A 24,181-nucleotide genomic window follows, 5' to 3' on the forward strand; every position below is an offset into this window, starting at 1 on the left:
ACCTGTATCGCGCTTGGAAACCGGGAGAATGGCGCCATTTCTCCCGCTCGCACTCTTGGAGCACTGCCGCAATTGAGCCGTCAAAAGGAGTTAACACGGGCGTGTGCGCTCGAGCGGGTGGAGAAACCCGCCAGCGAGCTCATCCGCTTTGCCGTGTCTCCAGATGGCGTTCTGGCCCCGGACGTGGACGCCAAGGCGCCCGGCCGGGGGGTCTGGATCACCGCCAGCAGACGCGCGATCGAGACCGCGGTGGCCAAAAAGGTCTTTGCACGGAGCCTTAAGGCACCGGTAACGGTGCCGTCCGACCTTGCGTTCATGACCCGGACGCGGTTAGAACAGCGGCTTGCGGGGGCTCTGGGGCTGGCGCGCAAGGCAGGGCACCTGATTACCGGTGCCGCCAAGGTCACCTCGCTCGTGGAAAAGGGCGGCGCCGCTGCGCTGATCACGGCGAGCGACGCGGCCGCCGACAGCCGCCGCAAGATGATGCAGGCCCTGCGCCGCTCGGGACGAGAGGGCGAAGTGCCCCATATCGAGGCGCTCGATGCCACCCAATTGGGTTTGGCATTGGGCCTTGAACATGTGATACATGCAGCGCTCGTTCCGGGAGCGGCTGCGCATTCGGCAATCGAACGGGCCAGACGACTGGCCCTGTTCAGCGCCACAGACGAAAGAGAAGACGGCACCATATGAGCGATAAGGACAACAACAGCGACACGTCGGGTTCGGGCAAGAAGACCCTGACCCTCAAGGGAGCGCCCAATGCGGGTGCGCGCCCGGGCATGTCGCGCTCCTCGCGCACGACCGTGGTCGTCGAAAAGCGCACCCGCCGCGTGGCGGGACCCGGCGCCGGCGCAGGCGGCGGTCCGGCTGCGGGAGCACAGCAGGGACGCGGACCGGGTGGCGGACAGCGCCCCGGCGGACGCCCGGGCAGTTCGCGCTCGGGCGCGCCTTCGCCTTCGGCATCGCTGACCCAGAACGAGGCCCTGGCGCGCGAACGCGCGCTGCGCGAAGCCGCGGCACGGGCCGAGGGCGACCGGATCAAGGCCGAGGAAGAAGCCAAGCGGCACGCGGAAATCGACGCCCGGCGCAAGGCCGAGCGCGAGGAAACCGAACGCCAGGCCGAAGCCGAAGCCCGGCGCAAGACCGAGGACGCAGCGCTCGAGGACATCGTGCCGGTCAAGGCCGGTCAGGCCCGGCCCAAGCCCACGGCACGGCCCTCCCAGACCAAGCCGGCAGACAACATGCCCCCGCCCCCGCCGCCGTCCGAAGACGACGACCGGGTGCGCCGCCGCGCGGCCCCCGCGCCCAAGGCGCTGGTGGACAAGGACGAACTCGAGCGCGCCAAGCGCAATGCGGCGCCCAAGCCCAGCACGACCCCGACCCGGCGCGATGCCGGGGCGCGCGGCCGGCTGAACGTCAATTCCGCGCTGGCCGATTCCGAGCGTGACCGCGGGCCCTCGCTGGCCGCGATGCGCCGGCGCCAGAACAAGAAAATGGGCCGCAACACCAAGGTGGTCCAGCCCAAGCTTTCGCGCGAAGTGATCATTCCCGAGGCGATTACGGTGGCCGAGCTGGCCAACCGCATGTCCGAGCGGGCCGTGGACGTGATCAAGCTCCTGATGGGGCAGGGCCAGATGGTCAAGATCAACGACATCATCGACACCGATACCGCCGAGCTGGTGGCCACGGAAATGGGCCATACGGTGCGCCGCGTGGCCGAGAGCGACGTGGAAGAGGGCCTGTTCGATGCCGTGGGCACCGAGGACACCGGCGATCGCGTCGCGCGTCCGCCGGTGGTGACCATCATGGGTCACGTCGACCACGGCAAGACCTCGCTGCTGGACGCCATCCGGGAAGCCAATGTGGTGTCCACCGAAGCAGGCGGGATCACCCAGCACATCGGCGCCTATCAGGTGGAAAAGAACGGGCAGAAAATCACGTTCCTCGATACCCCGGGCCACGAGGCGTTCACCGCCATGCGGGCCCGCGGCGCGCAGGCCACCGACATCGCCATTCTGGTGGTGGCGGCCGATGACGGCGTGATGCCCCAGACCATCGAATCGATCAAGCACGCCAAGGCGGCGGGCGTCCCCATCATCGTGGCGATCAACAAGATCGACAAGCAGGGCGCCGATTCCACCCGCGTGCGGACCGAATTGCTCCAGCACGAGGTGTTCGTCGAATCGATGGGCGGCGAGGTTCTCGACGTCGAGGTGTCCGCGCTCAAGCACACCAATCTCGACGGCCTGCTCGAAGCGGTGCTGCTGCAGTCCGAAGTGCTCGAGATCACGGCGACCGACAAGGGCAATGCCCAGGGCCTGGTGATCGAATCCAAGCTCGACAAGGGCCGCGGCGCGGTGGCCACCATGCTGGTGCAGCGCGGCACGCTCTCTGTGGGCGATATCGTGGTGGCCGGCAACGAGTGGGCCAAGGTGCGCGCGCTGATCGACGATCAGGGCAAGCAGGTGAAATCGGCCGGCCCCTCCACCCCGGTGGAAGTGCTGGGCTTTTCGGGCGTGCCCGATGCGGGCGACCGCTTCGGCGTGGTCGAGAGCGAGGCCCGGGCCCGCGAGATCACCGAATACCGCCAGCGCGTCATTCGCGAGAAGACCGCAGGGGGTGGCGCGACCAGCCTCGAGCAGATGATGAAGCAGCTCAAGGACAGCGACATCGCCAAGTTCCCGCTGGTCATCAAGGGTGACGTGCAGGGTTCGGTGGAAGCGATCGTGACCGCGCTCAACAAGCTTTCGACCGAGGAAGTCTCGGCCCAGATCCTTTATTCGGGCGTGGGCGGGATCACCGAATCGGACGTGACGCTGGCCACGGCCTCGAAAGCCGTGATCATCGGGTTCAACGTGCGTGCCAACAAGCAGGCCGCCGAACTGGCCACCCGCGAAGGCATCGAGATCCGGTACTACAACATCATCTATGACCTGATCGACGACGTGAAGAGCGCCATGAGCGGGCTTCTGGCCCCCGAAGTGCGCGAAACCTTCATCGGTTACGCCGAGGTGCTCGAAGTGTTCAACATCACCAAGGTGGGCAAGGTTGCCGGCTGCCGGGTGACCGACGGCATCGTGGAGCGCGGCGCGGGGGTTCGGCTCTTGCGCGACAACGTGGTCATCCACGAGGGCAGGCTCTCGACGCTCAAGCGCTTCAAGGACGAGGTCAAGGACGTGCAGTCCGGCCAGGAATGCGGCATGGCCTTCGAGAAGTACGAAGACATGCGCGCCGGCGACGTCATCGAGTGCTATCGGGTGGAAAAGGTCGAGCGCACGCTCTGACCGGCTCCCTGCCCCGGCGGCCTGCTGCCGGGGGGATGGCAAAGATCACGAGACCGAAAAAAGCGCCCTGCGGGGCGCTTTTTTTGTGCCGATTGGGGGGATCGGCGGGGATCGGGGAGAGCGGCGGCTGTTCGCGCGGACGGCGGACGCCGACATGGGGCGCCTTGGCCCGGAGCTCCTGTTCGGATCGCGTCAGGTCAGGACCTTCAGGTCTTTGATGTGTCGCGGCTTCGAACCGGAGAGGTGTTTTCATCCCAGATCAGGGTCCGGGACAGGCATTTATCTGGAAATGCTTTGTCGGCTCCTATGTCCGGGGCCGGGTGAAATTGTCTTCGAAATATTCGACCATGGATTCGAAGCGCGGCTTGTCGCTGGCCGGGAAGGTGATCTCGAAGGCCGAGAAGGTTTGCTGGTCGGGCGAGAACAGGACTTTGGTGTAAAAAATCGTGTCGTCCTCGGCGCCATCCTCGTAAAAGCCCGAGAGGACGAACCAGGAATCGCCGCCGGCGCGATAGGTGGTGGTGGCGACACGCGCAGCGGTTTCAAGCCGCGCCTCCATGGCATCGCGCGTCATGCCCTGAGCGGGCCCGCCATTGAGGTTGACCGTGGCCTGCCCGCCGATTTCCTGGAGCGCAAGGCCCGGTGCACCGCCCGCGTCGACGACCTCGAAGGTGCCCAGGGGCAGTTCGGCGGAGAATCCAAAGCCGGGGTCCGTGTACGGTTGCCACCCGAAACCGGATTGCGCCGAGGCGGGCGCGGCGAGGGCGAGGACTGAGACCATGACGGCCAGTGCGGCAGGTTTGAACATCTCTCACTCCTGGGCCGTGGGGATATGGGGTCAATGGCTCGGGGCCGGGGAATGTTCCTTGGGGGGGAGGCTGGAAGGCAGTCGAAAATTTGGGACGACGGCTTGCGCTTTCGACATTTAGACTGCGATACAAATTACTCGCGTTCCCAATTTCTACGCTACCTATCGAGGCTTTATGCCTTTCACTAAATCAGAAATAGCGGCATTCGAAATTGCTATTCGGACTATTGATAAAGCTGTTGTACGAATGGAATCTCTGGTGCCCCCACCAACATGGACCCAGCTCCATGGAGCCACCTATGCTCATCGATATGTCGAACGTCAGGCTCGCCAAGCTCTGATCCTCAAGTCAGTTCGGTTATCGAGCGCATTGAGAGCCGGCTGGGTCCTGTTGCAGAACGGCTTAGTGCTCGATGCCGGCGCTACAATGAGAGCCTTAGACGAACTCGAATCTGACATCATGTTCATTGCTGGTCCTCTTTTATTTCAACAGCCGTTCGAAAAGCGCCATGATCAGTACTTAGCAGAATTCTTTCAGGAGGAATTCGATCATCCCGATCCTGTTCAAGCGACGCAAAGGCGCAATCGGGTCTCCCGCCGCGATATTAGGGCGTACGTGGCACGTACCTACAATGCGGGATTGCCCGTTAGCCAAGTGGTCGCTTTAAACGAAACCATAGATGCTACATTCTCTGGCTATGTACACGGCGCTGCAGTTCACATCTTCGACGTTTACGATGGTCGCACGTTTGTGTTGCCACTTCGAACCACAGATCAGCGGCTGTCTGATATGATGGAGCAATACGTACTGTATGTTCATCGCGCAATGATGGCCGTCGCTGTCGCATCGAAAGTCTTCGGCAATAGCGGGCCATTTGAGGCGGTGTATCGGGCCGTCCAATCTGTTTTCACAGACGACGGCAGAATCCAGACTCGATAAGTGTCATCACTATATAAGCGGAACATCGGCTCGTTGCGTCCACGGCAGGGAAATGAAGGGATAGGGCTGATGGCGCGGGTAGGCTGATGACCCCTCACCCCCGGCCCCTCTCCCTCAAGGGGAGAGGGGGGCTCTTGGGGCGGGGGCGGTGCAGGATCCGGAGCGGTTGTGCGTTTGGGTTGGGCCGGCGTTTCGCTTGGCGCGGGTATGATTGCTGCCCTTCGCCGCCCCCACCCCTTCCCGCCCCCACCCCTTCCCGCTAAGCTCTCCTTCCCCGCCGGCTGACCCCGTGCGGGCGCGTGGGAGGGGATGATGGCGCGGGTTGTTTATGGGTTGAACCAGTCGCTGGACGGGTATGTGGACCATATGAAGTTTGCGCCCGATGGGGTGCTGTTCCGGCATTTCATCGAGGATGTGGCCGGGCTGACCGGGAGCATCTATGGGCGCACGATGTATGAGATCATGCGCTATTGGGACGAGGACCAGCCCGACTGGGGCGGGCCCGAGCGCGACTATGCGCTGGCCTGGCGGAGCAAGCCGAAATGGGTCGCGTCCCATACGCTCGATGGCGTGGGGCCCAATGCGCAGCTTCTGGAGGGCGAGCTGGGGGCCGCGGTGGCGGCGCTCAAGGCGGACCATGAGGGGGTGATCGAGGTGTCGGGGACCCGGCTGGCGGCGAGTCTGGGGGCGCTGGGGCTCATCGACGAGTACCGGATTTATCTGCACCCGGTGGTGCTGGGCGGGGGCACGCCGTTCTTTGCCGGCGCGCTGCCGCGGCTGTCGCTGGTGGAGAGCGAGCGGATCGGGGAGGACGTGATCCGGCTCACCTATGTGCCGGCCGACGCGGGTTAGGCTTGCAGTGATGTACGTACCTCATTTATATGATCGGGCGCGGGTATGCGGCGCAAAGGGAGGAGAGACGCGATGAGCCATTTCGATCCGGACCATGTGATCGGCGCCGAGGACAGTCTGCGCGCGCTTTACGGCGAGCGCTCGCCGCTGGCGGTCCACAAGTGCCAGCCCGCGCTCGATGCCCATGCGCGCGAATTCATCGCGCGCTCGCCCTTCCTGTGCCTTGGCACGCAAAGCGCCGAGGGCAAGGCCGACGTGACCCCGCGCGGGGATCCGGTAGGGTTCGTGCATGTGCTCGACGACACCACCATCGCCATTCCCGACCGGCCGGGGAACAACCGGCTCGACAGCCTCACCAATATCCTCGCCAACCCCTCGGTGGGGCTGTTGTTCGTGGTGCCGGGGTTCGACGACACGCTGCGGGTGAACGGGAAGGCCAGGCTGGTCAACGACCCGGCGCTGCTCGCGACCATGGCGGTCAACGGCAAGGCGCCCAGGCTCGCGATCGTCGTGGCGATCGAGGAGGTGTTCCTCCATTGCGCCAAGGCGTTCCGGCGCTCCAAACTCTGGGACCCGGCGACCTTCCAGGATCGCAAATCGATGCCCTCGCTGTCCAAGATGATCCTCGACCAGACGTCCGGGGCGCCCGAAGACCCGGCGGAAATGGAAAAGATCGACAGCGATCTCGAGACGGCTTACGCCCGCTCGATGTATTGAGGCGGACCGGGGCCGGTCAGATCAGCCGCAGGATGGTCTGGCGCAGGGTTTCGAGGTCCTGATCGCGGCTCAGGCGATGGTCGCCATCGGGGATGAGGGTGAAGGTCACCGGATCGGACACGAGGTGGCTGACCAGCTTGAGCGCGTGGGCGGGGGGCACATCGGTGTCCTGGCCGCCCTGGAGAATGGCCACAGGGCAATGGGTGCGGATGGGGCCTGAGAACAGCAGGTGGTCGGCCCCCTCCTCGATCAGCGCGCGGGTGAGCACATAGGGCTCGTCCGAATAGTCCGAGGGCTGCTCGACGCGGCCCTTTTCCCACAGATCGGCCAGCTCGGAATCGGTGAAGGTATCGGCCATCAGATCGCGGGTCATGTCCACCGCAGGGGCGATGAGCACCATGGCGCGCATGCGCCCGATGCCCCGCTCCCGCAGTGCGCGGTTGAGCAGCAGCGCCAGCCAGCCGCCCATGGACGAGCCCACCACGATCTGCTCGCCCTCGGTGCGCTCGAACACGGCCACGGCCTCGGCCAGCCAGCGCCCGATGGTGCCATCGAGGAACGCGCCTCCCGAGGCGCCGTGGCCCGAATAGTCGAACCGGGTGACCCCGAGCCCCTTTTGCGCGCCCAGGGCATCGAGGGCCTGGGCCTTGGAGCCCGCCATATCCGAGCGAAAGCCTCCCAGCCAGAAAAGGCCGGGCGCGGCGCCCGGACGGGTCAGCGTCGCCAGGTCATAATGATCGGCCCCATGGGCAAAGGGGATCGATTGTGCCAGTGGCGCGTTGGAGGCGGACGTGGACATAGGATCGGTCACATGGTCTGTCATGGCCCTTCGAGTATCCCAGTTGCGCGCACGCGTGCAAGAGCGGGGCGGACAGCAGGGCCATGGTCTCCATTGACTGTTGACTTTGGCCGCGATTGCCAAGATTTTAAGGGGCGCCCGGTGGAGCCACCGGTGCGGACCCGAAACGTCTGAAAGGATTACGCCCCATTCGTCGCCCGATGAGACCCGTGCAGCCCCAAAAGGATGGGCCGCGCTCCAACAATGAGATCACCGCTCCCGAAGTCCAGCTGATCGATGCCGAGGGCGCCAATGTCGGCGTCGTACGCACGAGCGAAGCTATTGCCATGGCCATGGAAGGCGGCATGGACCTCGTGGAGATCGCCCCGAACTCGAATCCGCCGGTCTGCAAGATCCTCGATCTCGGCAAGTACAAGTACTCCGCCCAGAAAAAGGCCGCCGAAGCGCGCAAGAAGCAGAAGGTGATCGAGGTCAAGGAGATCAAGCTCCGGCCCAATATCGACACCCATGACTACGACGTCAAAATGCGCAGCGTCGAGAAGTTCATCTCCGAAGGAGACAAGGTGAAGGTGACCATGCGGTTTCGCGGCCGCGAAATGGCGCACCAGGACATCGGTCTGGAATTGCTCAACAAGGTGCGCGACCAGTTCGACGAGATCGCCAAGGTGGAATCCACCCCCCGTTCGGAAGGACGGCAGATGGTGATGGTGATCGCTCCGCGATAACGCCCCCGAGGCGGCCCGGCAGGCCGGACCGCCCGATCTGGCCATCAACGAGAATGATGTGCGGACGCCTCAGCGGCGTCCGTTGTCGTTTGCGGGCCCGTGCGTGCGCTCTTTTACATTCCTTAACGTCCCTTGGCTTTAGTTGGCCTTCGATCGACATGCGCGTTTTGGGGGCCCGGTGTCCGGGGCGGGCGCGCAGGTACTCGGAGCGGCCCATGGTTTCGTTTCTCGGCGTGGCACAGCGCATCTACCTGGCTTTCGGCGCGCTGCTGGCGCTTTTGGGCGCGGTGGTCGCCTTTGCCTTTATCGGCATGTCCGGGCTGAGCCAGACTTTCGCAGACTATCGCATGGCGGCGCTGCAATCGCTGGCCATCGAGGAGATGACCGAGCAGCTTTCGGCGGCGCGCCTGGCCGATCTCGATTTCCGGCTCGATCCCTCGCCGCGCGCGGCGGCCGAGCTGGGCGCGCGTATCGCGAGCCTCCGCCAGTCCGATCCCGAGCGCGCGGCGCTTTTTGCCGGTGACCCGGACGCCGCAGTGGCGCTCACCGATTTCCAGGGGACCGCCAGCCTGTACCAGAGCGCGTTTGCCTCGCTGACCGCATATCAGGCCGAGATCGAAGCGCTGACCGCGCAGATGGCCGAGGTCGGGGACCGGCTTCGGGCCGATTCGGCCTCCGCGCTGCAAGCGGTGAGCGGGAATTTCAACGCCACGGGCGCGGCGGGCTTTGCCGTCCAGCACGCGATCCTCACCCAGTTCGAGGCCGAGCGCTTCCTTTTGACCGCAGACCCGGCGCTGCTGGAAAGCACCGGGGCCCAGGCCGCAGCGGCGACCGCGCGGCTGGTCCAGCTTCACGACGCGGTGGTCTCCAACAGCCAGAAGGCCACGGCCAACCGGATGATCGCCGATCTCGAGATCTATGCGGGGCTCACGCAGGAGGCCGGCGCCGCGCTTTTTGCGCGCAACAGCGTGATGGACACAGAACTCGACGCGCTGGGCGCCCAGATGCAGGCGGCGATAAGCGAGATGCTGGCGAGCGTGCGCGTGAGCCAGGACAGCGCCAGCGCAGCCGCTGCCGCACAGGCGGACGCCGCCAAGAGCTGGGTGCTGATGGGCGGGCTCGCGGCACTCGTTGTCGGGTGCCTGCTCGCACTGGTGATCGGCGGGGGGCTATCGGCCACCATAAAGGGGCTGGCCGCGCGCATGCGCCAGCTTGCCGAAGGCGATCTCGACACTCCGCTTGCAGACAGGGAGCGCCACGAAGTGGGCGCCATGCTCGAAGCGCTGGCGGTGTTCAGGGACAATGGCCGGGCCATGGCGGCGATGGATGCCGAGCGCGAAGAGATGCGCCGGGCCGCCGAAGCGGCCAATGGCCGGCGCGCCCGCGTCCAGGCCCAGGTGCAGGCAGCGGTCGACGCGGCGCTGGACGGGGATTTCTCAAGGCGGCTTGAGGCCGACAATGGCGATGACGAGCTCGATGCACTGGCCGAGGGGGTCAACCGGCTGATGGAGACCGTCGAGCGGGGCCTGGGAGAGACCGGGGCAGTGCTATCGGCCCTGGCCGACACCGACCTCACCGCCCGGGTCGAGGGAGACTATCGGGGGGCCTTTGACGCGCTCAAGCGCGACACCAACGCGGTGGCCGAGCGTTTCGCCGAAGTGATCGCGGGGCTGGCGGAAACCGCGGGCTCGATCCGGTCCGCAACCCGGGAGATCCTGTCGGGCGCCGAGGACCTGTCTGACCGCACCACCCGGCAGGCGGCGACCATCGAGGAGACCGCGGCGGCCATGGAGCAGCTCGCGGGCACCGTCACCCAGACGGCCCGCAAGGCAGGCGGGGCGCTCGAGAAATCGCGCGCGGCCGCCAAGCTGGGCACGCGCGGCGAGCAGGCCATGGGCGAAGTAACGAGCGCCATGGAGCGGATCCGGGCCGCCTCGCGCAGGGTTTCCGACATCATCAAGCTGATCGACGACATCGCCTTCCAGACCAATCTTCTGGCGCTCAACGCCTCGGTGGAGGCCGCGCGGGCCGGCGATGCGGGGCGCGGCTTTGCGGTGGTGGCGGTCGAGGTGCGCCGGCTCGCCCAATCGGCGGCCAAGGCGTCGAGCGAGGTCAAGGGGCTGATCGAGCAGTCCGGCCACGAGGTGGCGGGGGGCTCGGCGCGGGTGCAGGACGCCGAGGCCACGCTGGTGGCGATCCGGCAGGCTGTGGACGAGAACGCGGACCTGATGGAGGCCATTGCCGCGGCAAGCCGTGAGCAGGCCGCGGCGATCGAGGAGGTGAACGGCTCGGTGCGCCAGCTCGACGAGATGACCCAGCACAACGCGGCGCTGGTCGAGGAGATCAACGCCGCCCTCTCCCAGACCGAAAGCCAGGCCCGCGAGCTCGACGGCACGGTCGAGATCTTCACGCTCCCGGGAGACCGGAGCGAGGCGGAGGACCTGCAGGCCTGGGCGGACGATCGCGAGGCGGGGGCATGGGAGCCGGACGCGCTGGTACGCCGGGCGTGAACGCCCCTTGCGTTCGGGCGCCCCTCCCCCTATAACGCGGCGTTCTCAATGAGACGGATCGCCCGGCTCAACGGCATGCCGTGGCGATCCATGAATGCGTGGCCCCTTTTTGGGGCCCCTTAGTACAAGGATAGCAAAATGCCCAAGATGAAGACCAAGTCCGGCGCCAAGAAGCGCTTCAAGGTCACCTCCACCGGCAAGGTGCTCGCCGGGGTGGCCGGTAAGCGCCACCGCCTGATCAGCCACAATGCCAAGTACATCCGCACCAATCGCGGCACCAAGGTCCTGTCGGATCCCGATGCCAAGATTGCCAAGAAGTACATGCCCTACAACCGCTGATCGAGTTGGCAGCAGGACAAGGAATTAGCACATGTCACGTGTGAAAAGGGGCGTAACCGCCCACGCCCGCCACAAGAAGGTTCTCAAGGCCGCCAAGGGCTATTACGGTCGCCGCTCGACGACGTTCCGCTCGGCCGTTCAGGCCGTGGAAAAGGCCGGCCAGTACGCCTATCGCGACCGCAAGGTCAAGAAGCGCAATTTCCGTGCGCTCTGGATCCAGCGCATCAACGCCGCCGCCCGTCAGCACGGCCTGACCTATGGTCGATTTATCGACGGCCTCGGCCGCGCCGATGTCGCCGTTGACCGCAAGGTCCTTGCCGATCTGGCCGTGCACGAGCCGGCAGCATTCGCCGCGCTGGTCGCCACGGCCAAGGAAGCTCTCGCCTATCTGGGCGAGATCGAAAAGACGACGCACGAGCGGATCAGCGCCTGATCCGTTTCCCGGCACCAGCCGAGGCCGATTGACAAGCCTTGCGCCGCCCTTTTTTGGGGGTGGCGCAGGGCTTTTTCGTTTGCTACCGCTTCGCCCGAGTTTTCCGACCCTTTTTGCCGAGTGCCCGCGCGCCATGTCCGACACCATCGCAGATCTTTCCGCGTCCCTTCTTCGGGACATCGCCGCCGCCGACAGCGAAACCGCGCTCGAAGCCGTGCGCGTTTCCGCGCTGGGCAAGAAAGGATCGATCTCGGCACTGCTGGCGAGCCTGGGCAAGATGAGCCCCGAAGAGCGCAAGACCGCCGGCCCGGCGATCAACGGGCTCAAGACCGAGATCGGTGCACAGATCGAAGCGCGGCGCGACGCGCTGCGGGCCCAGGCGCTGGAAAAGCGCCTTGCCGCCGAGACGCTCGACGTCACGCTGCCCCTGCGCCCCGCGCCCTCGGCCACCGGGCGCATCCATCCGGTCTCCCAGGTGATCGACGAGATCACGGCGATCTTTTCGGACATGGGGTTCGCGATCGCCGAGGGGCCCGATATCGAGACCGACTACTACAATTTCACCGCGCTGAACTTCCCCGAGGGCCATCCCGCCCGGGAAATGCACGACACCTTCTTTTTCGCCCCTGACGAGACCGGGACGCGCAAGCTTTTGCGCACCCACACCTCGCCGGTCCAGATCCGGACCATGGAAACCGTGGCGCCCCCGATCCGGGTGGTGATGCCGGGCCGGACCTATCGCAATGATTCGGACCAGACCCACACCCCGATGTTCCATCAGGTCGAGGGGCTGGTGATCGACAAGAGCTCCCATATCGGGCAGCTGCGCTGGGTGCTCGAGGAATTCTTGAAGGCGTTCTTCGAGGTCGAGAGCGTGACGCTGCGCTTCCGGCCCTCGTTCTTTCCCTTCACCGAACCCTCCATGGAAGTGGACGTGCAGTGCGACCGCTCGGGCAATGAGGTCAGGATCGGGGAAGGCAGCGACTGGCTGGAAATCCTCGGTTGCGGCATGGTGCATCCCAATGTCATCGCCAATGCCGGGCTCGATCCGGACGTTTATCAGGGCTTTGCCTGGGGGATGGGGATCGACCGGATCGCCATGCTGAAGTACGGCATGGCCGATCTGCGGGCGTTCTTTGACGCCGATGTCCGCTGGATCGAGCATTACGGCTTCCGCCCGCTGGACCTGCCGACCCTGTTCGGGGGGCTGTCAAGCTAGCTCCAAGAAACCCGGGACCCGAGGGAGACACCGGCGTGTTGCGCATGATCGTTTCAGCAATGGCCCTTGCGGGCGCCGCGACGCCGGCAATCGCCGAGCGCGCGCCCCTGCCCGAAATCCTCGATTGCGCGGTGCTCTCCAATGCCAGCTGGCTGGCGGGAGGGTTCACCGTGCTCGGGGGCGAAGACGAGACATCCTATACAATCCATATCAACACGCTCTCGGGCGAGTGGTATCTCTCCAATGCCCATTCGGCGGCCCTGACGGTGGGCGGCGGGACATACGCCATACGCGAGGATGGCACGCACTACCCGTTCCGCTGGATCGGCCTCGATAACGAGGGCGCGGCCCAGTTACGCATCGAAATGACCCGGGCGCCGGATTATCCCTTCGTCTTTCTGGGCTTTGACAACGCCCTGATGGCGGGCACGTGCACGGTGCCCGACGAGATTTTCCTCTTCCTCGACCGCTGACCAGTACGCCGACCGACCCGATACGAGCAAAGCAGATACGCCCATGAAATTCACCATCGAATGGCTCAAGGATCACCTCGAGACCAGTGCCTCGACCGACGAGATCGTCACTGCCCTGACCATGATCGGGCTCGAGGTCGAGGAGGTCTTCGATACCGGCGCGCGGCTCAGGGATTTCGTGGTGGCGCACGTGATTTCGGCCGAAAAGCACCCCAATGCCGACAAGCTCAGGGTCTGCAAGGTCGATGCGGGCACCGGCGAGGTGATCGACGTGGTGTGCGGGGCGCCCAATGCGCGCACCGGGATGAAGGCCGTGTTCGCGCCCGTGGGCACCTATATCCCGGGCTCGGACTTCACGCTCACCAAGGGCAATATCCGCGGGCAGGCGTCCAACGGCATGCTGTGCTCGGGCCGCGAGCTGGAAATTTCGGAAGATCATTCGGGCATCATCGAATTGCCCGAGGACGCGCCGGTGGGCACGCCCTACCCCGATTATGCCGGGCTCGACGCCGTGGTGATCGACGTGGCGATCACCCCCAACAGGGGCGATTGCGCCGGGGTGCGCGGGATCGCGCGCGACCTGGCGGCGGCCGGGCTGGGGACCCTCAAGGATCCCGCGATCCGGCCTGTGCCTTCTCCCGCAGGCCCCTCGCCCATCGAGACCTTCGTGGATGGCGAGATGTGCCGCATGTTTGCGGGCCGGCTGGTGCGCGGGGTCAAGAACGGGCCCTCCCCGGACTGGCTGCAGGCCAGGCTGCGCGCGGTGGGCCTGCGCCCGATCAATGCGCTGGTCGATATCACCAATTTCGTCTCGCTCGACCGCGCGCGGCCGCTGCACGTCTTTGACGCGGACACGCTCAAGGGCGCGGTCGGTGCGCGCAGGGCCCGGGCCGGCGAGAGCTTTCTCGCGCTCGACGGCAAGACCTATGACCTCGACGAGACCATGTGCGTGATCGCCGACGACGAGAAGGTCCTCGGCCTGGGGGGCATCATGGGCGGGGAAGCGACCGGCAGCACAGAAGAGACCACCAACGTCTTTATCGAATGCGCCTGGTTCGAGCCCAATGCGATCGCCGCTGCGGGCCGCAAGACCGGCATCAATTCGGACGCACGCTACCGGTTCGAGCGCACCGTGGACCCCGAATCGGTCAAGCCCGGCATCGAGATCGCGACGCAGATGGTGCTCGATCTGTGCGGGGGCGAGGTGTTCGAGCCCGCGATCGCCGGCGACGTGCATGGGCCCGAGACCGTGATCGATTTCCCCCTCAGTGAAGTCGAGCGCCTGACCGGGCTCAAGCTGAGCGCTGTGGAAATCAAGGGTGTCCTCTCCCGGCTGGGGTTCTGGGTGTCGGGCTCGGGCGAGACGGTCAAGGTCGCGGTCCCCTCCTGGCGGCCGGACGTTTCGATCAAGGCCGACCTCGTGGAAGAGGTGATGCGCATCGTGGGCGTGGACCGGGTGCCGGTAACGCCCCTGCCGCGGCTGTCGGGCGTGGCCCCGCGCATGCTGACCCCGATCCAGAACCGGCGCCGGATCGCCCGGCGGGCGCTGGCGGCACGCGGCATGGCCGAGGCGATCACCTGGTCGTTCATCTCGGGCGAACAGGCCGCGCTCTTTGGCGGCGGCCAGCCTTCGCTCCGGCTGGACAACGCCATTGCCTCGGACATGACCGACATGCGGCCCACGCTTCTGGCGGGCCTGCTTTCGGGCGCCGCGCGCAACGCCAAGCGCGGGAAGGCCGACGTGGCGTTGTTCGAGGTGGGCCAGGTGTTCCTTTCGGACGCGCCGGACGGCCAGCGCACCCACGCCACCGGCATCCGCACCGGAACGGCGGCCCATGGCGGGGGTGGACGGCACTGGCAGGGCAAGACGGCCCCGGTTGGTGTCTACGAGGCCAAGGCCGACCTGGCCGCGGTGCTCGATGCGCTGGGGATCGACATCGACAAGACCCAATTGGTGGCCGAGCCCGCCGACTGGAGCCATCCGGGCCGGGGCGGTCGCGTCCAGCTCGGGCCCAAGGTGATCCTGGGGTGGTTCGGCGAGCTGCATCCGCGACTGGTCGAAGCGTTCGACCTTGCAGGCCCGGTGGCCGCGTTCGTTCTGGACCTTGATGCCCTGCCCGAGCCGCGGCGCAAGGCGACCCGCGCCAAGCCGGCGCTGGCGCTTTCGCCGCTGATGGCGGTGCGGCGCGACTTCGCCTTCGTGCTCGACCGCACGGTCGAGGCGGCGGGGGTGATCCGCGCGGCCAAGGGCGCCGACAAGAGCCTGATCGCCGATGTTTCGGTGTTCGACGTCTTTGAAGGCGGCGCGCTGGGGGCGGACGCCAAATCCATGGCCATCGAGGTGACGCTGCAGCCGCGCGAGCGGACCCTGACCGACGAGGATATCGAGGCGGTGGGGGCCAAGATCGTCGCGGCGGTGGAAAAGGCCACGGGCGGACGGCTGCGGGCCTAGAGCATATCCTGTTCTGATTGAATCCGGACAGGAGCTCTTAGTCTTTGATGTGTCGCGTTTCCGAAGCGGAAAAGGGGTTCACTTTTCCTGGAAGCGCTCTGGCAAAAGGTAAGCGAACGGGAATGATCGAGGCCCTTGCATCGACCGTGCTGGTCTCCGGCCTGGTGTTTCCCGGCATCGCCTCGCATGTGGCGATGTATCTGACGCTGGTGTGTCTCGCCCTCGCGCTGGGTGGGACCGGCCGGGCGGTTCTGGGCTCGCCTGTGCTGCGCGCGATGGCCGCGGGGGCCGGCGTTCTCGTCGTCTCGATCCTGCTCAATGGCGGGCCGGCGGACAATTGGCTGCCGCTCGTGATGGTGCTGCCGTTGATCGGGGTCGCTTCGGGCGCCGCGATCCTTGGCGCAACTCCCGTTTCGCTTTTTGCCACGCTGTGCCTTCTGGGCGTGGTGGCCGGGTTCTCGGTGGGCGCCTATGAGGTGCTGGTCGCGGGCGAGAGCCGGGCCGGGTTCGGCAACAACCCCATCCAGTATGCGAGCCTGATGGTGGTTCTGGGGTTCGGGGCGCTGGCCGGGGCGATTTCGAAGCGTGGCGCGATGCGTTTTGTCTATGTGCTCGGTCCGATCTGCGCCTTTGGCGCTGTGGTGCTGTCGGGCTCGCGCGGCCCGATCATTGCGGGCGCGGCGATGATGCTGCCGGCGCTTTTCGCCGTCCGGCGCGATCGGGCGATGCTCGCCGCGCTCCTGGCGCTGCCGCTGGCGGGCGCCATCGCGCTCGTCGCCACGGGCTATGGCGACCGGGTGCTGGCCGCGATCACCGGGGAATTGACCTCGGGCATGCAGGAATCCAATTCCGTCCGGACCCGCATGTACACGGCCGCCTGGCTGCTGTTTCTGGACTCCCCGCTCTGGGGACATGGGCTGGCGGACATGATGGCCCTGGCGCGGGCGGTGGCGGACGTGCCCGAGGGGCTCGAGAACCTGCACAGCGATTTTGCCAATTTCGTTGCCGCCGGCGGGCTTTTGGGGCTTGTTGCCTATGGACTGATGATCTGCGCTCCGGTTTTCGCGCTTGTTGACCGGGCGGTGCGGGCCGATCCGGTCAGCGTTTATCTCGCGCTTTCGATTCCCATGGGCCATCTGGCACTGGGGCTGACCATGACGACGCTGGGCGTCCTGACGCGCACGACCTTGTTCGTGGTGGTCTGCGCGTTTCTGGTGGCCCGGGCGCTGGAGCTGGTTCGGGCGCGCGGAGAGGCGGGACGGTGAGCGAGACCCAGCCGATCCAGATCGTGGCGCTCTACAAATTCGTCGACCAGCCCGATTTTGCCGACCTGATCGCCCCCATCGACGCGTTTTGCCGGGCCCGGGGCATCATGGGCACGCTGCTGATCGCGCCCGAGGGCATCAACGGGACGGTGGCGGGCACGCGCGAGGCCATAGGCGCGCTGGTGGGCTGGCTGGCGGACGGCAATCTCTTCGGCGGCCGGTTCCGGGGCGCGGAGATCAAGTATTCGAGTGCAGAGACGATGCCGTTTCATCGGCTCAAGGTGCGCGCCAAGCAGGAGATCGTGACCCTGCGCGCGCCCGAGGCCAATCCGGGGCGCCAGGTGGGCACCTATGTGGAGCCCGAGGACTGGAACGGGCTGATCGCGGACGAGGATGTCGTCCTGATCGACACGCGGAACGCCTATGAGGTGGCGCTGGGCAGTTTTGAGAACGCCCGCGACCCGGGGACCGATACCTTCACCCAGTTCAAGGATTACGTCGCCAGTCATCTCGACCCGGCCCGGGACAAGAAGGTCGCCATGTTCTGCACCGGCGGCATCCGGTGCGAGAAGGCCTCTTCCTATATGCTCGCGCAAGGGTTCGAGGCAGTCTACCACCTCAAGGGGGGCATTCTCGCCTATCTCGAGAAGATGCCCCGGGACCAGAGCCGCTGGGACGGGGAGTGCTTCGTGTTCGACGAGCGGGTTTCGGTCGGCCACGGGCTGGCGCCGGGGACCGCCACGCTGTGCCGGGCCTGCCGGCAACCGCTGACCCCCGCCGATCGGGAGCGCGCCGATTTCATCGAAGGGGTGCAGTGCCACCACTGCGCCGGCGCGCTGGACACGGCCAAGCGCGCGGCAGCCGCCGAACGCCAGCGCCAGATGGACCTGGCGGCGAAACGGGGCGAAGCGCATCTGGGAGACGCCGCCAAACGCGCGGCGGCAGACCGCAAGGCCGGCCGCGCGGCGCGGCGCGATGCGGACCGCAAGCGCAATGGGGGGTGAGATCGCAGGGCGGCGGCCTTTGTGATCAGTATCCGCGCGGGGGCGCCGGGGCGTCGTCGAGCAGCAGGTACATGTTGACCTGATCGAGCCATTTGCCGTGCTTGCAGCCGGCCTGGGGCATGAGCCCGGCGGTCTTGAAGCCGAAGCGCTCGTGAAACCGGATCGAGCCGGTGTTTTTCGCCTCGATGACCGCCACCATGAGGTGAAAGCCCTTGTCCCGCGCATCGGCGATCAGGGCCTCCATCAGCGCCGAGCCGGTGCCCTGGCCCGCGGCGCCATCGCGCAGATAGATCGAATGCTCGACCGTCTTGCGGTAGCCCGACCGGCTGCGATAGCTGCCATAGCTCGCGTGGCCGAGCACCTTTCCGTCCCGTTCGGCCACCAGAACCGCAAAGCCGCCCTTTTGCCGGTCGGCGAGCCATTTGGCGCGGTCCTCGAGCGTTTCCTCGGCCTCGGTCCAGATGGCGTCGAGATGGCGGATGGCATGGTTGTGGATCTCGAGAATGCCGGGCAGATCGTCGGGGGTGGCGGGGCGGATGGTCGTGGTCATGTCTATGTCCCTGATGGCGCACCGCAAAGGCCAAGCATGTTCGCCGGGCGCGCGCAAGGGTATCGGTGCGGACCCGGTGGTGCGGCGGCTTTACACGCGGGCCGGGGCGGGGCCATGGTGCGTGCCAGACCCATGAGCGGAGCGAGCCAAGATGAGCGGTCACACTATCCATATCGGGGTCGGGGGCTGGACCTTCGCGCCCTGGCGGGGCGTTTTCTACCCCGAGGGGCTGGTCCAGAAAAACGAGCTTGGCTACATGGCAAGCCAGCTCAATTCGGTCGAGGTCAACGGCACCTTTTATGGCAGCCAGAAGCCCGAGACCTTCGCCAAATGGGCCTCCGAAGTGCCCGAGGGGTTCGTCTTCTCGCTCAAGGGCCCGCGCTTTGCCACCAACCGCAAGGTGCTGGGCGAGGCCGGGGAGTCCATCCGGCGCTTCGTCGAGGGCGGCATTGCCGAACTGGGTGCTGCGCTGGGGCCCATCAACTGGCAGCTTGCGGCGACCAAGCGCTTCGATCCCGAGGATTTCGGAGCGTTCCTCGCGCTGCTGCCCGATTCGGTCGAGGGACTGAAGCTTCGCCACGCCGTGGAAGTGCGCCACGAGAGCTTTGCCGTTCCCGAAGCGGTCGAACTGGCGCGCAGGCACACCGTGGCGCTGGTCGTGGCCGGGGATTCCAAATTCCCCACGATCCCCGACATCACCGCCGATTTCGTCTATCTGCGCCTGATGGGCACGACCGAGGACCATCCGGCGGGCTACGGCGAGGATGACATCACGCGCTGGGCTGGCCGGCTCAAGGACTACGCGGCCGGGCACATGCCCGAGGGCCTGCCTGCAATCGCCGGGCCCGCCGAGCCGGGCGCCCGTGACGTGTTTTGCTACGTCATCTCGGGCGCCAAGGACCGCAACCCTCTGGCCGCAAAAGGATTGACAGACGCCGGGGGTTCATAGTTGGCGCCTGCCGGTGTAGGTTTGCGCCATCGTCCCCGACCAAGACCCAGGCACAAAAGGCTAGAAAAACTTGGCTTCCGTCTTCCGTCCGCTCCTTGTTGCCCTTCTCGTTCTCTTCCCGCTTCTCGTGTCCGGGGCCGCGTTCGCCCAGACCCAGGGCGAGCCGCCGGCCGAAGAGACGCCGTCTGCGCTCTCGAATCTGCTCGAGGTCCTGCGTGACGACGCGGCCCGCGCCGAACTGATCGACAAGCTCGAACAGGCCGTGGAAGGCGGGGGCGACGCCGGGGCTCCGGCCGAGGAGGATGGGCTCCTGCCCGACGAGCTGCGCTCGATCGGCGCGCAGGTGGCAGACGCTACCCAATGGGCCGCCGAAAGCGTGGCGCAGGGCGCCTCGAGCTTTGTGGAGCAGATCAGCGCGGCGCCTGCGATCTTTTCGGCCCTGACCTTTGCCGACATCGTGGCGGTGGGCGGGATCATCGCCAATCTCCTGGCGCTGATCCTGATCACCCATGGCGGGTTCCTGGCGGTGCGGGCCTTTACCGATCGGCTGCGCATGCGCATCCGGATGGATTCGGCGGGCGAAGGGCTGATCGCCAAGACCATCGCGGTGGTGCTCTCGCTTCTGGTGGACCTTGTCGCCTCGGTCGCGCCCTGGGCGCTGGGCTACGTGGTGGCGCTGCTGCTCCTGGGAACACCGGGCGACATCAGCTTCGAGCATTCGCTCTATCTCAACGCCTTCCTCGTGATCGAACTGGTGCTGGCGCTCTTGCGCGCCGTCTTCTCGCCCCGGCGCGGGGACACGCGGCTTGTGGCGCTGACCGACAAGCAGGCGCGCTCGTCGATGCGCTGGTCGCGGCTGTTCGTCTCACTGTTCGTTTATGGCCAGTTCCTGCTGATGCCGCTCTTTAGCCGCACGATCTCGGCGGGTGCGGGACGGGCGCTGTCGGTGGCGGGCCTGCTGCTCATCCTGGCGCTGACCGCCATCGCCGTTCTGCGCGCGCGCAAGGCGATCTCCAAGATGGTGATCCGGCGGAGGGCGGGACGCAAGCCAAGCAAGGCCACCCGGCTGCTGCTGCGCTTCTGGCACATCCCCGTGATGATCTATATCGCCGGGCTGGCCATCACCGCCATGGCCAATCCGGTCGAGGATTTTTACGTGGTGCTGCTGGCCAATCTGCAGGTCGCGGTGGCCGTGCTGGTGGGCATGATGGTCTCCAATGCCCTCTCCAAGCTGATCGGGGGCGGCATCCATCTGCCCGAGCACCTTTCCCAGCGCGTGCCGCTTCTCGAGCGCCGGCTCAATTCCTTCGTGCCGCGCATTCTCACGGTGCTGCGCTTTGCCGTGGTGGGGGCGGTTATCATCTTCTGTCTGCACACCCTGGGCGCGTTCAACTTCGTCACCTTCCTCGAAAGCCAGTTCGGTGCCCGGGTGACCGGGGCGGTGATCACCGTCTCGATCATCCTGCTGGTCACCTTCGCGCTCTGGCTGGTGCTCAATTCCTGGGTGGACTACCGGATCAACCCCGATTTCGCGCTGTCGGTTTCCTCGCGCGAACGCACGCTTTTGACCCTGATGCGCAACGCGCTCACCATAGCGCTGATCGTGATTGCGCTGATGTTCGTGCTCTCGGAAATCGGGATCAACATCGCCCCGCTGCTGGCCTCGGCCGGCGTAATCGGGCTGGCGGTGGGCTTTGGCGCCCAGAAGCTGGTCCAGGACATTATCACGGGGATCTTCATCCAGCTCGAGGGCGCGATCGATGTGGGTGACGTGGTGGCGATCGGGGGCATTTCGGGCGTGGTCGAGCGGCTCACCATCCGATCGGCCTCGCTGCGCGACCTCGAAGGGTCCTACCACATCATCCCGTTCTCCTCGGTCGATACGGTCACCAACTTCATGCGCGGGTTCTCCTATGCGCTGCTGGACATGGGCGTGGCCTATCGCGAGGACGTGGACGAGGTGAAAAAGGCCATGCACGACGCCTTCGACAAGCTCAAAGCCGACCCTGAGCACGGCAAGAACATCATCGGCGAGCTCGAATGGATGGGGCTCAACTCGTTCGGTGCCAGCGAGATCGTGGTCCGCGCCCGCATCAAGTCGCTGCCGGGCACGCAATGGGGGCTCAAACGCGCCTATAACGGGATCGTCAAACGCATCTTCGATGAACGCGACATCGAAATCCCCTTCCCCCACCAGACGGTCTATTTCGGCGTCGACAAGTCCGGAAACGCGCCCCCGATGCACGTGCAGCCCGAACCCGGCCCCGAGGGCGGCGGAGCCGACGGGCTGATCGTGCAGGGCGAGGCCAAGCCGGCGGACGCACCCGGTAGAGAGGACGGCGCGCCGCCCGAAGCCGGCACGAAGTCGGGCCGCACGCCGCGTGCACCGGAGACGGCGGCCAAATCCGCGGCAAAGAGCGCGGCGGCAAAAAGCGCCGCGACCAAGAGCACGGGGACCGCAGCCAAGCCGCGCCGCCGCCGCAAGACCGAGGATACGCAGCCGGTCGACCTGCCCGATCCCGACGCCGGGCCCGATGACGACTAGAGCATATCCTGTACTGACAGACTCAGAACAGGCGATCCAAGTCATTGAATTGCGGCGTTTCTGAACCAGACGAACTTTGCCATCCCTGATGGCACTGAGACCGAAAAGGCCCCGCGCGGAAATCGCGGCGGGGCCTTTTTTGCCGATGTCGGGACTTCGCCCGATGTCAGGACCTGTCGAGATGGCCGAGGTCGCGGTCCGGGGCGATGGCGTCGCGCACGCGCTGCTTGAGGCTCTTGATGTCGGGGAACCCGCCATCGCGCAACCGGTCCCAGACCACGGTGTCGCCAGAGGTAATGGTGAAGACACCGCCGGTGCCCGGAACGAGCGTTACGCCGCCCAGTTCAGCGGCGAAGGTGGAGAGCAGTTCCTGGGCCATCCAGGCGGCGCGCAGGAGCCAGTTGCACTGGGTGCAATAGGTGATGGTGACGACGGGGCGGGAGCCTTGTGTCACGATCATTCCATCTTGAGGGCCTTGATGAAGGCTTCCTGGGGAATCTCGACCTTGCCGAACTGGCGCATCTTCTTTTTGCCCTCCTTCTGCTTTTCCAGAAGCTTGCGCTTTCTGGTGGCGTCGCCGCCATAGCATTTGGCGGTGACGTCCTTGCGCATGGCACGCACGGTCTCGCGCGCGATCACGCGCCCGCCGATGGCCGCCTGGATGGGGATGACAAAGAGGTGCTGGGGAATGAGGTCCTTGAGCTTTTCGCACATGCCCCGGCCGCGGTGTTCGGCCTGGGAGCGGTGGACCAGCATCGAGAGCGCGTCGACGGGCTCGGCATTGACCAGAATGCTCATCTTGACGAGATCGCCGGTGCGGTAGTCGTCGATCTGGTAGTCAAAGCTCGCATAGCCCTTGGAGATCGATTTCAGCCGATCGTAGAAATCGAACACCACCTCGTTCAAGGGCAAATCATATTCGACCATGGCGCGCTGGCCGACATAGGAGAGGTTGGTCTGGACCCCGCGCCGCTCCTGGCAGAGTTTCAGGATCGCCCCGAGATATTCGTCGGGGGTGAGGATGGTCGCCTTGATCCAGGGCTCGCGGATCTCCTCGATCTTGACCGGGTCGGGCAGATCAGCGGGATTGTGGAGCTGGATGGTTTCTCCGCTGGTCATGACCACGTCATAGACCACCGAGGGGGCGGTGGTGATCAGCTCGAGGTCGAACTCGCGCGAGAGGCGCTCCTGGATGATCTCGAGGTGCAACAGGCCGAGGAACCCGCAGCGGAAGCCAAAGCCCAGCGCGGCGGAGGTTTCCATTTCGAACGAGAAGCTGGCGTCGTTGAGGCGCAGCTTGCCCATGGCGGCGCGCAGATCCTCGAAATCGGACGCATCGACGGGGAACAGCCCGCAGAACACCACGGGCTGGGCCGGACGGAACCCGGGCAGCGGGTTGGCGGTCGGCTTTCTGTCGTCGGTGATGGTATCGCCGACATTGGTGTCGGCCACTTCCTTGATCGAGGCGGTGAAGAACCCGATCTCGCCCGGGCCCAGCTCGCCGACTTCCAGAAGCTTGGGGGTGAAGACCCCGACCCGGTCGAGCTCATAGGCGGCGCCGGCCTGCATCATGCGGATCTTCTGACCCTTCCTGATGCGCCCGTCGATGACGCGGATCAGGACCACAACGCCGAGATAAAGATCGTACCAGCTGTCGACCAGGAGCGCCTTGAGCGGGGCATTCTCCTCGCCCTTGGGCGCGGGCAGGCGCTCGACGATGGCCTTGAGCACGTCCTCGATTCCCAGCCCCGACTTGGCGGAAATCTGCACGGCCTGGGACGCGTCGATTCCGATCACGTCCTCGATCTGCTGGCGAACGCGCTCGGGTTCGGCGGCGGGCAGATCGATCTTGTTGAGGACCGGGACGATCTCGTGGTTGACCTCGATGGCGTGGTAGACATTGGCCAGCGTCTGGGCCTCGACGCCCTGGGCCGCATCGACCACCAGAAGCGAGCCCTCGCACGCGGCGAGCGAGCGGTTGACCTCGTAGGCGAAGTCGACGTGACCGGGGGTGTCGATCAGATTGAGCACATAATGCTCGCCATCGGTATGATTGTATTCGAGCCGGACCGTCTGGGCCTTGATCGTGATGCCGCGCTCGCGCTCGATATCCATGGAATCTAGGATCTGCTCTTTCATCTCGCGTTCGCCCAGGGCGCCGGTCATCTGGATGAGCCGGTCGGCAAGGGTCGATTTCCCGTGGTCGATATGAGCGACGATCGAGAAATTGCGGATGTGGGAGAGCGGCGTGCGTATGGGTGCTTTCATGAGCGCCCGTTTAGCAGCAAAACCGGGGCGCGGGGAAGATGATTTCGCC

The 24,181-nt window shown here is 65.7% G+C and carries 21 protein-coding genes; 16 read left to right on the forward strand and 5 right to left on the reverse strand.

Going from position 1 to position 24,181, the window contains the following annotated elements; genetic code table 11:
- Window positions 1-72: 72 nt before the first annotated feature.
- Together EO136_RS14050 and infB are read left to right on the forward strand one after the other, a co-directional pair.
- The gene (locus EO136_RS14050) at window positions 73-690 is read left to right on the forward strand and encodes an RNA-binding protein (protein WP_164730611.1); all 618 of its coding nucleotides are present in this window, start codon (window positions 73-75) and stop codon (window positions 688-690) included.
- Window positions 687-3,284, forward strand: coding sequence for a translation initiation factor IF-2 (gene infB, locus EO136_RS14055; RefSeq protein ID WP_127145026.1), 2,598 nt, complete (start codon window positions 687-689; stop codon window positions 3,282-3,284). The genes EO136_RS14050 and infB overlap by 4 nt, the downstream gene beginning before the upstream one ends.
- A gap of 304 nt (window positions 3,285-3,588) precedes the next feature.
- Here the strand turns inward: infB and EO136_RS14060 are convergent, their stop codons facing one another.
- The gene (locus tag EO136_RS14060; RefSeq protein ID WP_127145027.1) at window positions 3,589-4,092 is read right to left on the reverse strand and encodes a hypothetical protein; all 504 of its coding nucleotides are present in this window, start codon (window positions 4,090-4,092) and stop codon (window positions 3,589-3,591) included.
- A gap of 175 nt (window positions 4,093-4,267) precedes the next feature.
- On the opposite strand from EO136_RS14060, the gene EO136_RS14065 reads away from it, so the two are divergent.
- The 3 genes from EO136_RS14065 (at window position 4,268) to EO136_RS14075 (ending at window position 6,601) form a co-directional block, all read left to right on the forward strand.
- Window positions 4,268-5,032, forward strand: coding sequence for a hypothetical protein (locus tag EO136_RS14065; protein ID WP_127145028.1), 765 nt, complete (start codon window positions 4,268-4,270; stop codon window positions 5,030-5,032).
- A gap of 312 nt (window positions 5,033-5,344) precedes the next feature.
- Complete coding sequence (locus EO136_RS14070; protein ID WP_127145029.1) at window positions 5,345-5,884, forward strand: dihydrofolate reductase family protein; 540 nt, start codon at window positions 5,345-5,347, stop codon at window positions 5,882-5,884.
- Between the two features lie 72 nt (window positions 5,885-5,956).
- A complete protein-coding gene (locus tag EO136_RS14075; RefSeq protein WP_127145030.1) occupies window positions 5,957-6,601 on the forward strand; it encodes a pyridoxamine 5'-phosphate oxidase family protein in 645 nt (214 codons plus the stop codon).
- Window positions 6,602-6,617: 16 nt separating this feature from the next.
- On the opposite strand, the gene EO136_RS14080 is transcribed toward EO136_RS14075, so the two are convergent.
- Entirely contained in the window at window positions 6,618-7,400 is a 783-nt protein-coding gene (locus EO136_RS14080) for an alpha/beta hydrolase (RefSeq protein WP_127145190.1), read from the reverse strand.
- A 188-nt stretch (window positions 7,401-7,588) separates the two neighbouring features.
- Here EO136_RS14080 and infC point away from each other — a divergent pair, with 188 nt between their 5' ends.
- The 9 genes from infC to trhO all read left to right on the forward strand — a co-directional run bounded on the left by infC (window position 7,589) and on the right by trhO (window position 17,820).
- Entirely contained in the window at window positions 7,589-8,125 is a 537-nt protein-coding gene (gene infC, locus EO136_RS14085) for a translation initiation factor IF-3 (protein WP_246018397.1), read from the forward strand.
- Between the two features lie 215 nt (window positions 8,126-8,340).
- Window positions 8,341-10,635, forward strand: a complete 2,295-nt coding sequence (locus EO136_RS14090) for a methyl-accepting chemotaxis protein (protein ID WP_164730612.1) — start codon at window positions 8,341-8,343, stop codon at window positions 10,633-10,635.
- 138 nt (window positions 10,636-10,773) lie between these two features.
- Window positions 10,774-10,974: a 50S ribosomal protein L35 gene (rpmI, locus tag EO136_RS14095; protein ID WP_127145033.1), complete on the forward strand. Its 201-nt coding sequence runs from the start codon at window positions 10,774-10,776 to the stop codon at window positions 10,972-10,974.
- A 31-nt stretch (window positions 10,975-11,005) separates the two neighbouring features.
- A complete protein-coding gene (gene rplT, locus EO136_RS14100; RefSeq protein WP_127145034.1) occupies window positions 11,006-11,407 on the forward strand; it encodes a 50S ribosomal protein L20 in 402 nt (133 codons plus the stop codon).
- A gap of 133 nt (window positions 11,408-11,540) precedes the next feature.
- The gene (pheS, locus tag EO136_RS14105) at window positions 11,541-12,626 is read left to right on the forward strand and encodes a phenylalanine--tRNA ligase subunit alpha (protein WP_127145035.1); all 1,086 of its coding nucleotides are present in this window, start codon (window positions 11,541-11,543) and stop codon (window positions 12,624-12,626) included.
- Between the two features lie 44 nt (window positions 12,627-12,670).
- Window positions 12,671-13,099 carry a hypothetical protein gene (locus EO136_RS14110; protein ID WP_127145036.1) on the forward strand — a complete coding sequence of 143 codons (429 nt, stop codon included), beginning with the start codon at window positions 12,671-12,673 and terminating at the stop codon, window positions 13,097-13,099.
- Window positions 13,100-13,142: 43 nt separating this feature from the next.
- Window positions 13,143-15,551 carry a phenylalanine--tRNA ligase subunit beta gene (gene pheT, locus EO136_RS14115; RefSeq protein WP_127145037.1) on the forward strand — a complete coding sequence of 803 codons (2,409 nt, stop codon included), beginning with the start codon at window positions 13,143-13,145 and terminating at the stop codon, window positions 15,549-15,551.
- A 122-nt stretch (window positions 15,552-15,673) separates the two neighbouring features.
- Complete coding sequence (locus tag EO136_RS14120) at window positions 15,674-16,816, forward strand: O-antigen ligase family protein (RefSeq protein ID WP_164730613.1); 1,143 nt, start codon at window positions 15,674-15,676, stop codon at window positions 16,814-16,816.
- The gene (trhO, locus tag EO136_RS14125) at window positions 16,813-17,820 is read left to right on the forward strand and encodes an oxygen-dependent tRNA uridine(34) hydroxylase TrhO (RefSeq protein ID WP_127145039.1); all 1,008 of its coding nucleotides are present in this window, start codon (window positions 16,813-16,815) and stop codon (window positions 17,818-17,820) included. The genes EO136_RS14120 and trhO overlap by 4 nt, the downstream gene beginning before the upstream one ends.
- Window positions 17,821-17,845: 25 nt before the next feature.
- On the opposite strand, the gene EO136_RS14130 is transcribed toward trhO, so the two are convergent.
- Window positions 17,846-18,370 carry a GNAT family N-acetyltransferase gene (locus EO136_RS14130; protein ID WP_127145040.1) on the reverse strand — a complete coding sequence of 175 codons (525 nt, stop codon included), beginning with the start codon at window positions 18,368-18,370 and terminating at the stop codon, window positions 17,846-17,848.
- A 151-nt stretch (window positions 18,371-18,521) separates the two neighbouring features.
- Here EO136_RS14130 and EO136_RS14135 point away from each other — a divergent pair, with 151 nt between their 5' ends.
- Window positions 18,522-19,319 carry a DUF72 domain-containing protein gene (locus tag EO136_RS14135; protein ID WP_127145041.1) on the forward strand — a complete coding sequence of 266 codons (798 nt, stop codon included), beginning with the start codon at window positions 18,522-18,524 and terminating at the stop codon, window positions 19,317-19,319.
- Window positions 19,320-19,389: 70 nt separating this feature from the next.
- Window positions 19,390-21,864 carry a mechanosensitive ion channel domain-containing protein gene (locus tag EO136_RS14140; RefSeq protein ID WP_127145042.1) on the forward strand — a complete coding sequence of 825 codons (2,475 nt, stop codon included), beginning with the start codon at window positions 19,390-19,392 and terminating at the stop codon, window positions 21,862-21,864.
- Between the two features lie 166 nt (window positions 21,865-22,030).
- Here EO136_RS14140 and EO136_RS14145 read toward each other — a convergent pair whose 3' ends face one another.
- Entirely contained in the window at window positions 22,031-22,324 is a 294-nt protein-coding gene (locus EO136_RS14145; RefSeq protein WP_127145043.1) for an Rdx family protein, read from the reverse strand.
- Window positions 22,321-24,132 carry a translation elongation factor 4 gene (gene lepA, locus EO136_RS14150; protein ID WP_127145044.1) on the reverse strand — a complete coding sequence of 604 codons (1,812 nt, stop codon included), beginning with the start codon at window positions 24,130-24,132 and terminating at the stop codon, window positions 22,321-22,323. The genes EO136_RS14145 and lepA overlap by 4 nt, the downstream gene beginning before the upstream one ends.
- Between the last annotated feature and the right edge of the window lie 49 nt (window positions 24,133-24,181).

This window comes from Pelagibacterium montanilacus, assembly GCF_003992665.1.
GTDB lineage: Bacteria > Pseudomonadota > Alphaproteobacteria > Rhizobiales > Devosiaceae > Pelagibacterium > Pelagibacterium montanilacus.

Coding starts and splice junctions, on each gene's coding strand:
- infB (WP_127145026.1), top strand. CDS start 687: ATGAGCGATAAGGACAACAACAGCGACACGTCGGGTTCGGGCAAGAAG.
- EO136_RS14060 (WP_127145027.1), bottom strand. CDS start 4,092: ATGTTCAAACCTGCCGCACTGGCCGTCATGGTCTCAGTCCTCGCCCTC.
- EO136_RS14065 (WP_127145028.1), top strand. CDS start 4,268: ATGCCTTTCACTAAATCAGAAATAGCGGCATTCGAAATTGCTATTCGG.
- EO136_RS14070 (WP_127145029.1), top strand. CDS start 5,345: ATGGCGCGGGTTGTTTATGGGTTGAACCAGTCGCTGGACGGGTATGTG.
- EO136_RS14075 (WP_127145030.1), top strand. CDS start 5,957: ATGAGCCATTTCGATCCGGACCATGTGATCGGCGCCGAGGACAGTCTG.
- EO136_RS14080 (WP_127145190.1), bottom strand. CDS start 7,400: ATGTCCACGTCCGCCTCCAACGCGCCACTGGCACAATCGATCCCCTTT.
- EO136_RS14090 (WP_164730612.1), top strand. CDS start 8,341: ATGGTTTCGTTTCTCGGCGTGGCACAGCGCATCTACCTGGCTTTCGGC.
- rpmI (WP_127145033.1), top strand. CDS start 10,774: ATGCCCAAGATGAAGACCAAGTCCGGCGCCAAGAAGCGCTTCAAGGTC.
- rplT (WP_127145034.1), top strand. CDS start 11,006: ATGTCACGTGTGAAAAGGGGCGTAACCGCCCACGCCCGCCACAAGAAG.
- pheS (WP_127145035.1), top strand. CDS start 11,541: ATGTCCGACACCATCGCAGATCTTTCCGCGTCCCTTCTTCGGGACATC.
- EO136_RS14110 (WP_127145036.1), top strand. CDS start 12,671: ATGATCGTTTCAGCAATGGCCCTTGCGGGCGCCGCGACGCCGGCAATC.
- pheT (WP_127145037.1), top strand. CDS start 13,143: ATGAAATTCACCATCGAATGGCTCAAGGATCACCTCGAGACCAGTGCC.
- EO136_RS14120 (WP_164730613.1), top strand. CDS start 15,674: ATGATCGAGGCCCTTGCATCGACCGTGCTGGTCTCCGGCCTGGTGTTT.
- EO136_RS14130 (WP_127145040.1), bottom strand. CDS start 18,370: ATGACCACGACCATCCGCCCCGCCACCCCCGACGATCTGCCCGGCATT.
- EO136_RS14135 (WP_127145041.1), top strand. CDS start 18,522: ATGAGCGGTCACACTATCCATATCGGGGTCGGGGGCTGGACCTTCGCG.
- EO136_RS14145 (WP_127145043.1), bottom strand. CDS start 22,324: ATGATCGTGACACAAGGCTCCCGCCCCGTCGTCACCATCACCTATTGC.
- lepA (WP_127145044.1), bottom strand. CDS start 24,132: ATGAAAGCACCCATACGCACGCCGCTCTCCCACATCCGCAATTTCTCG.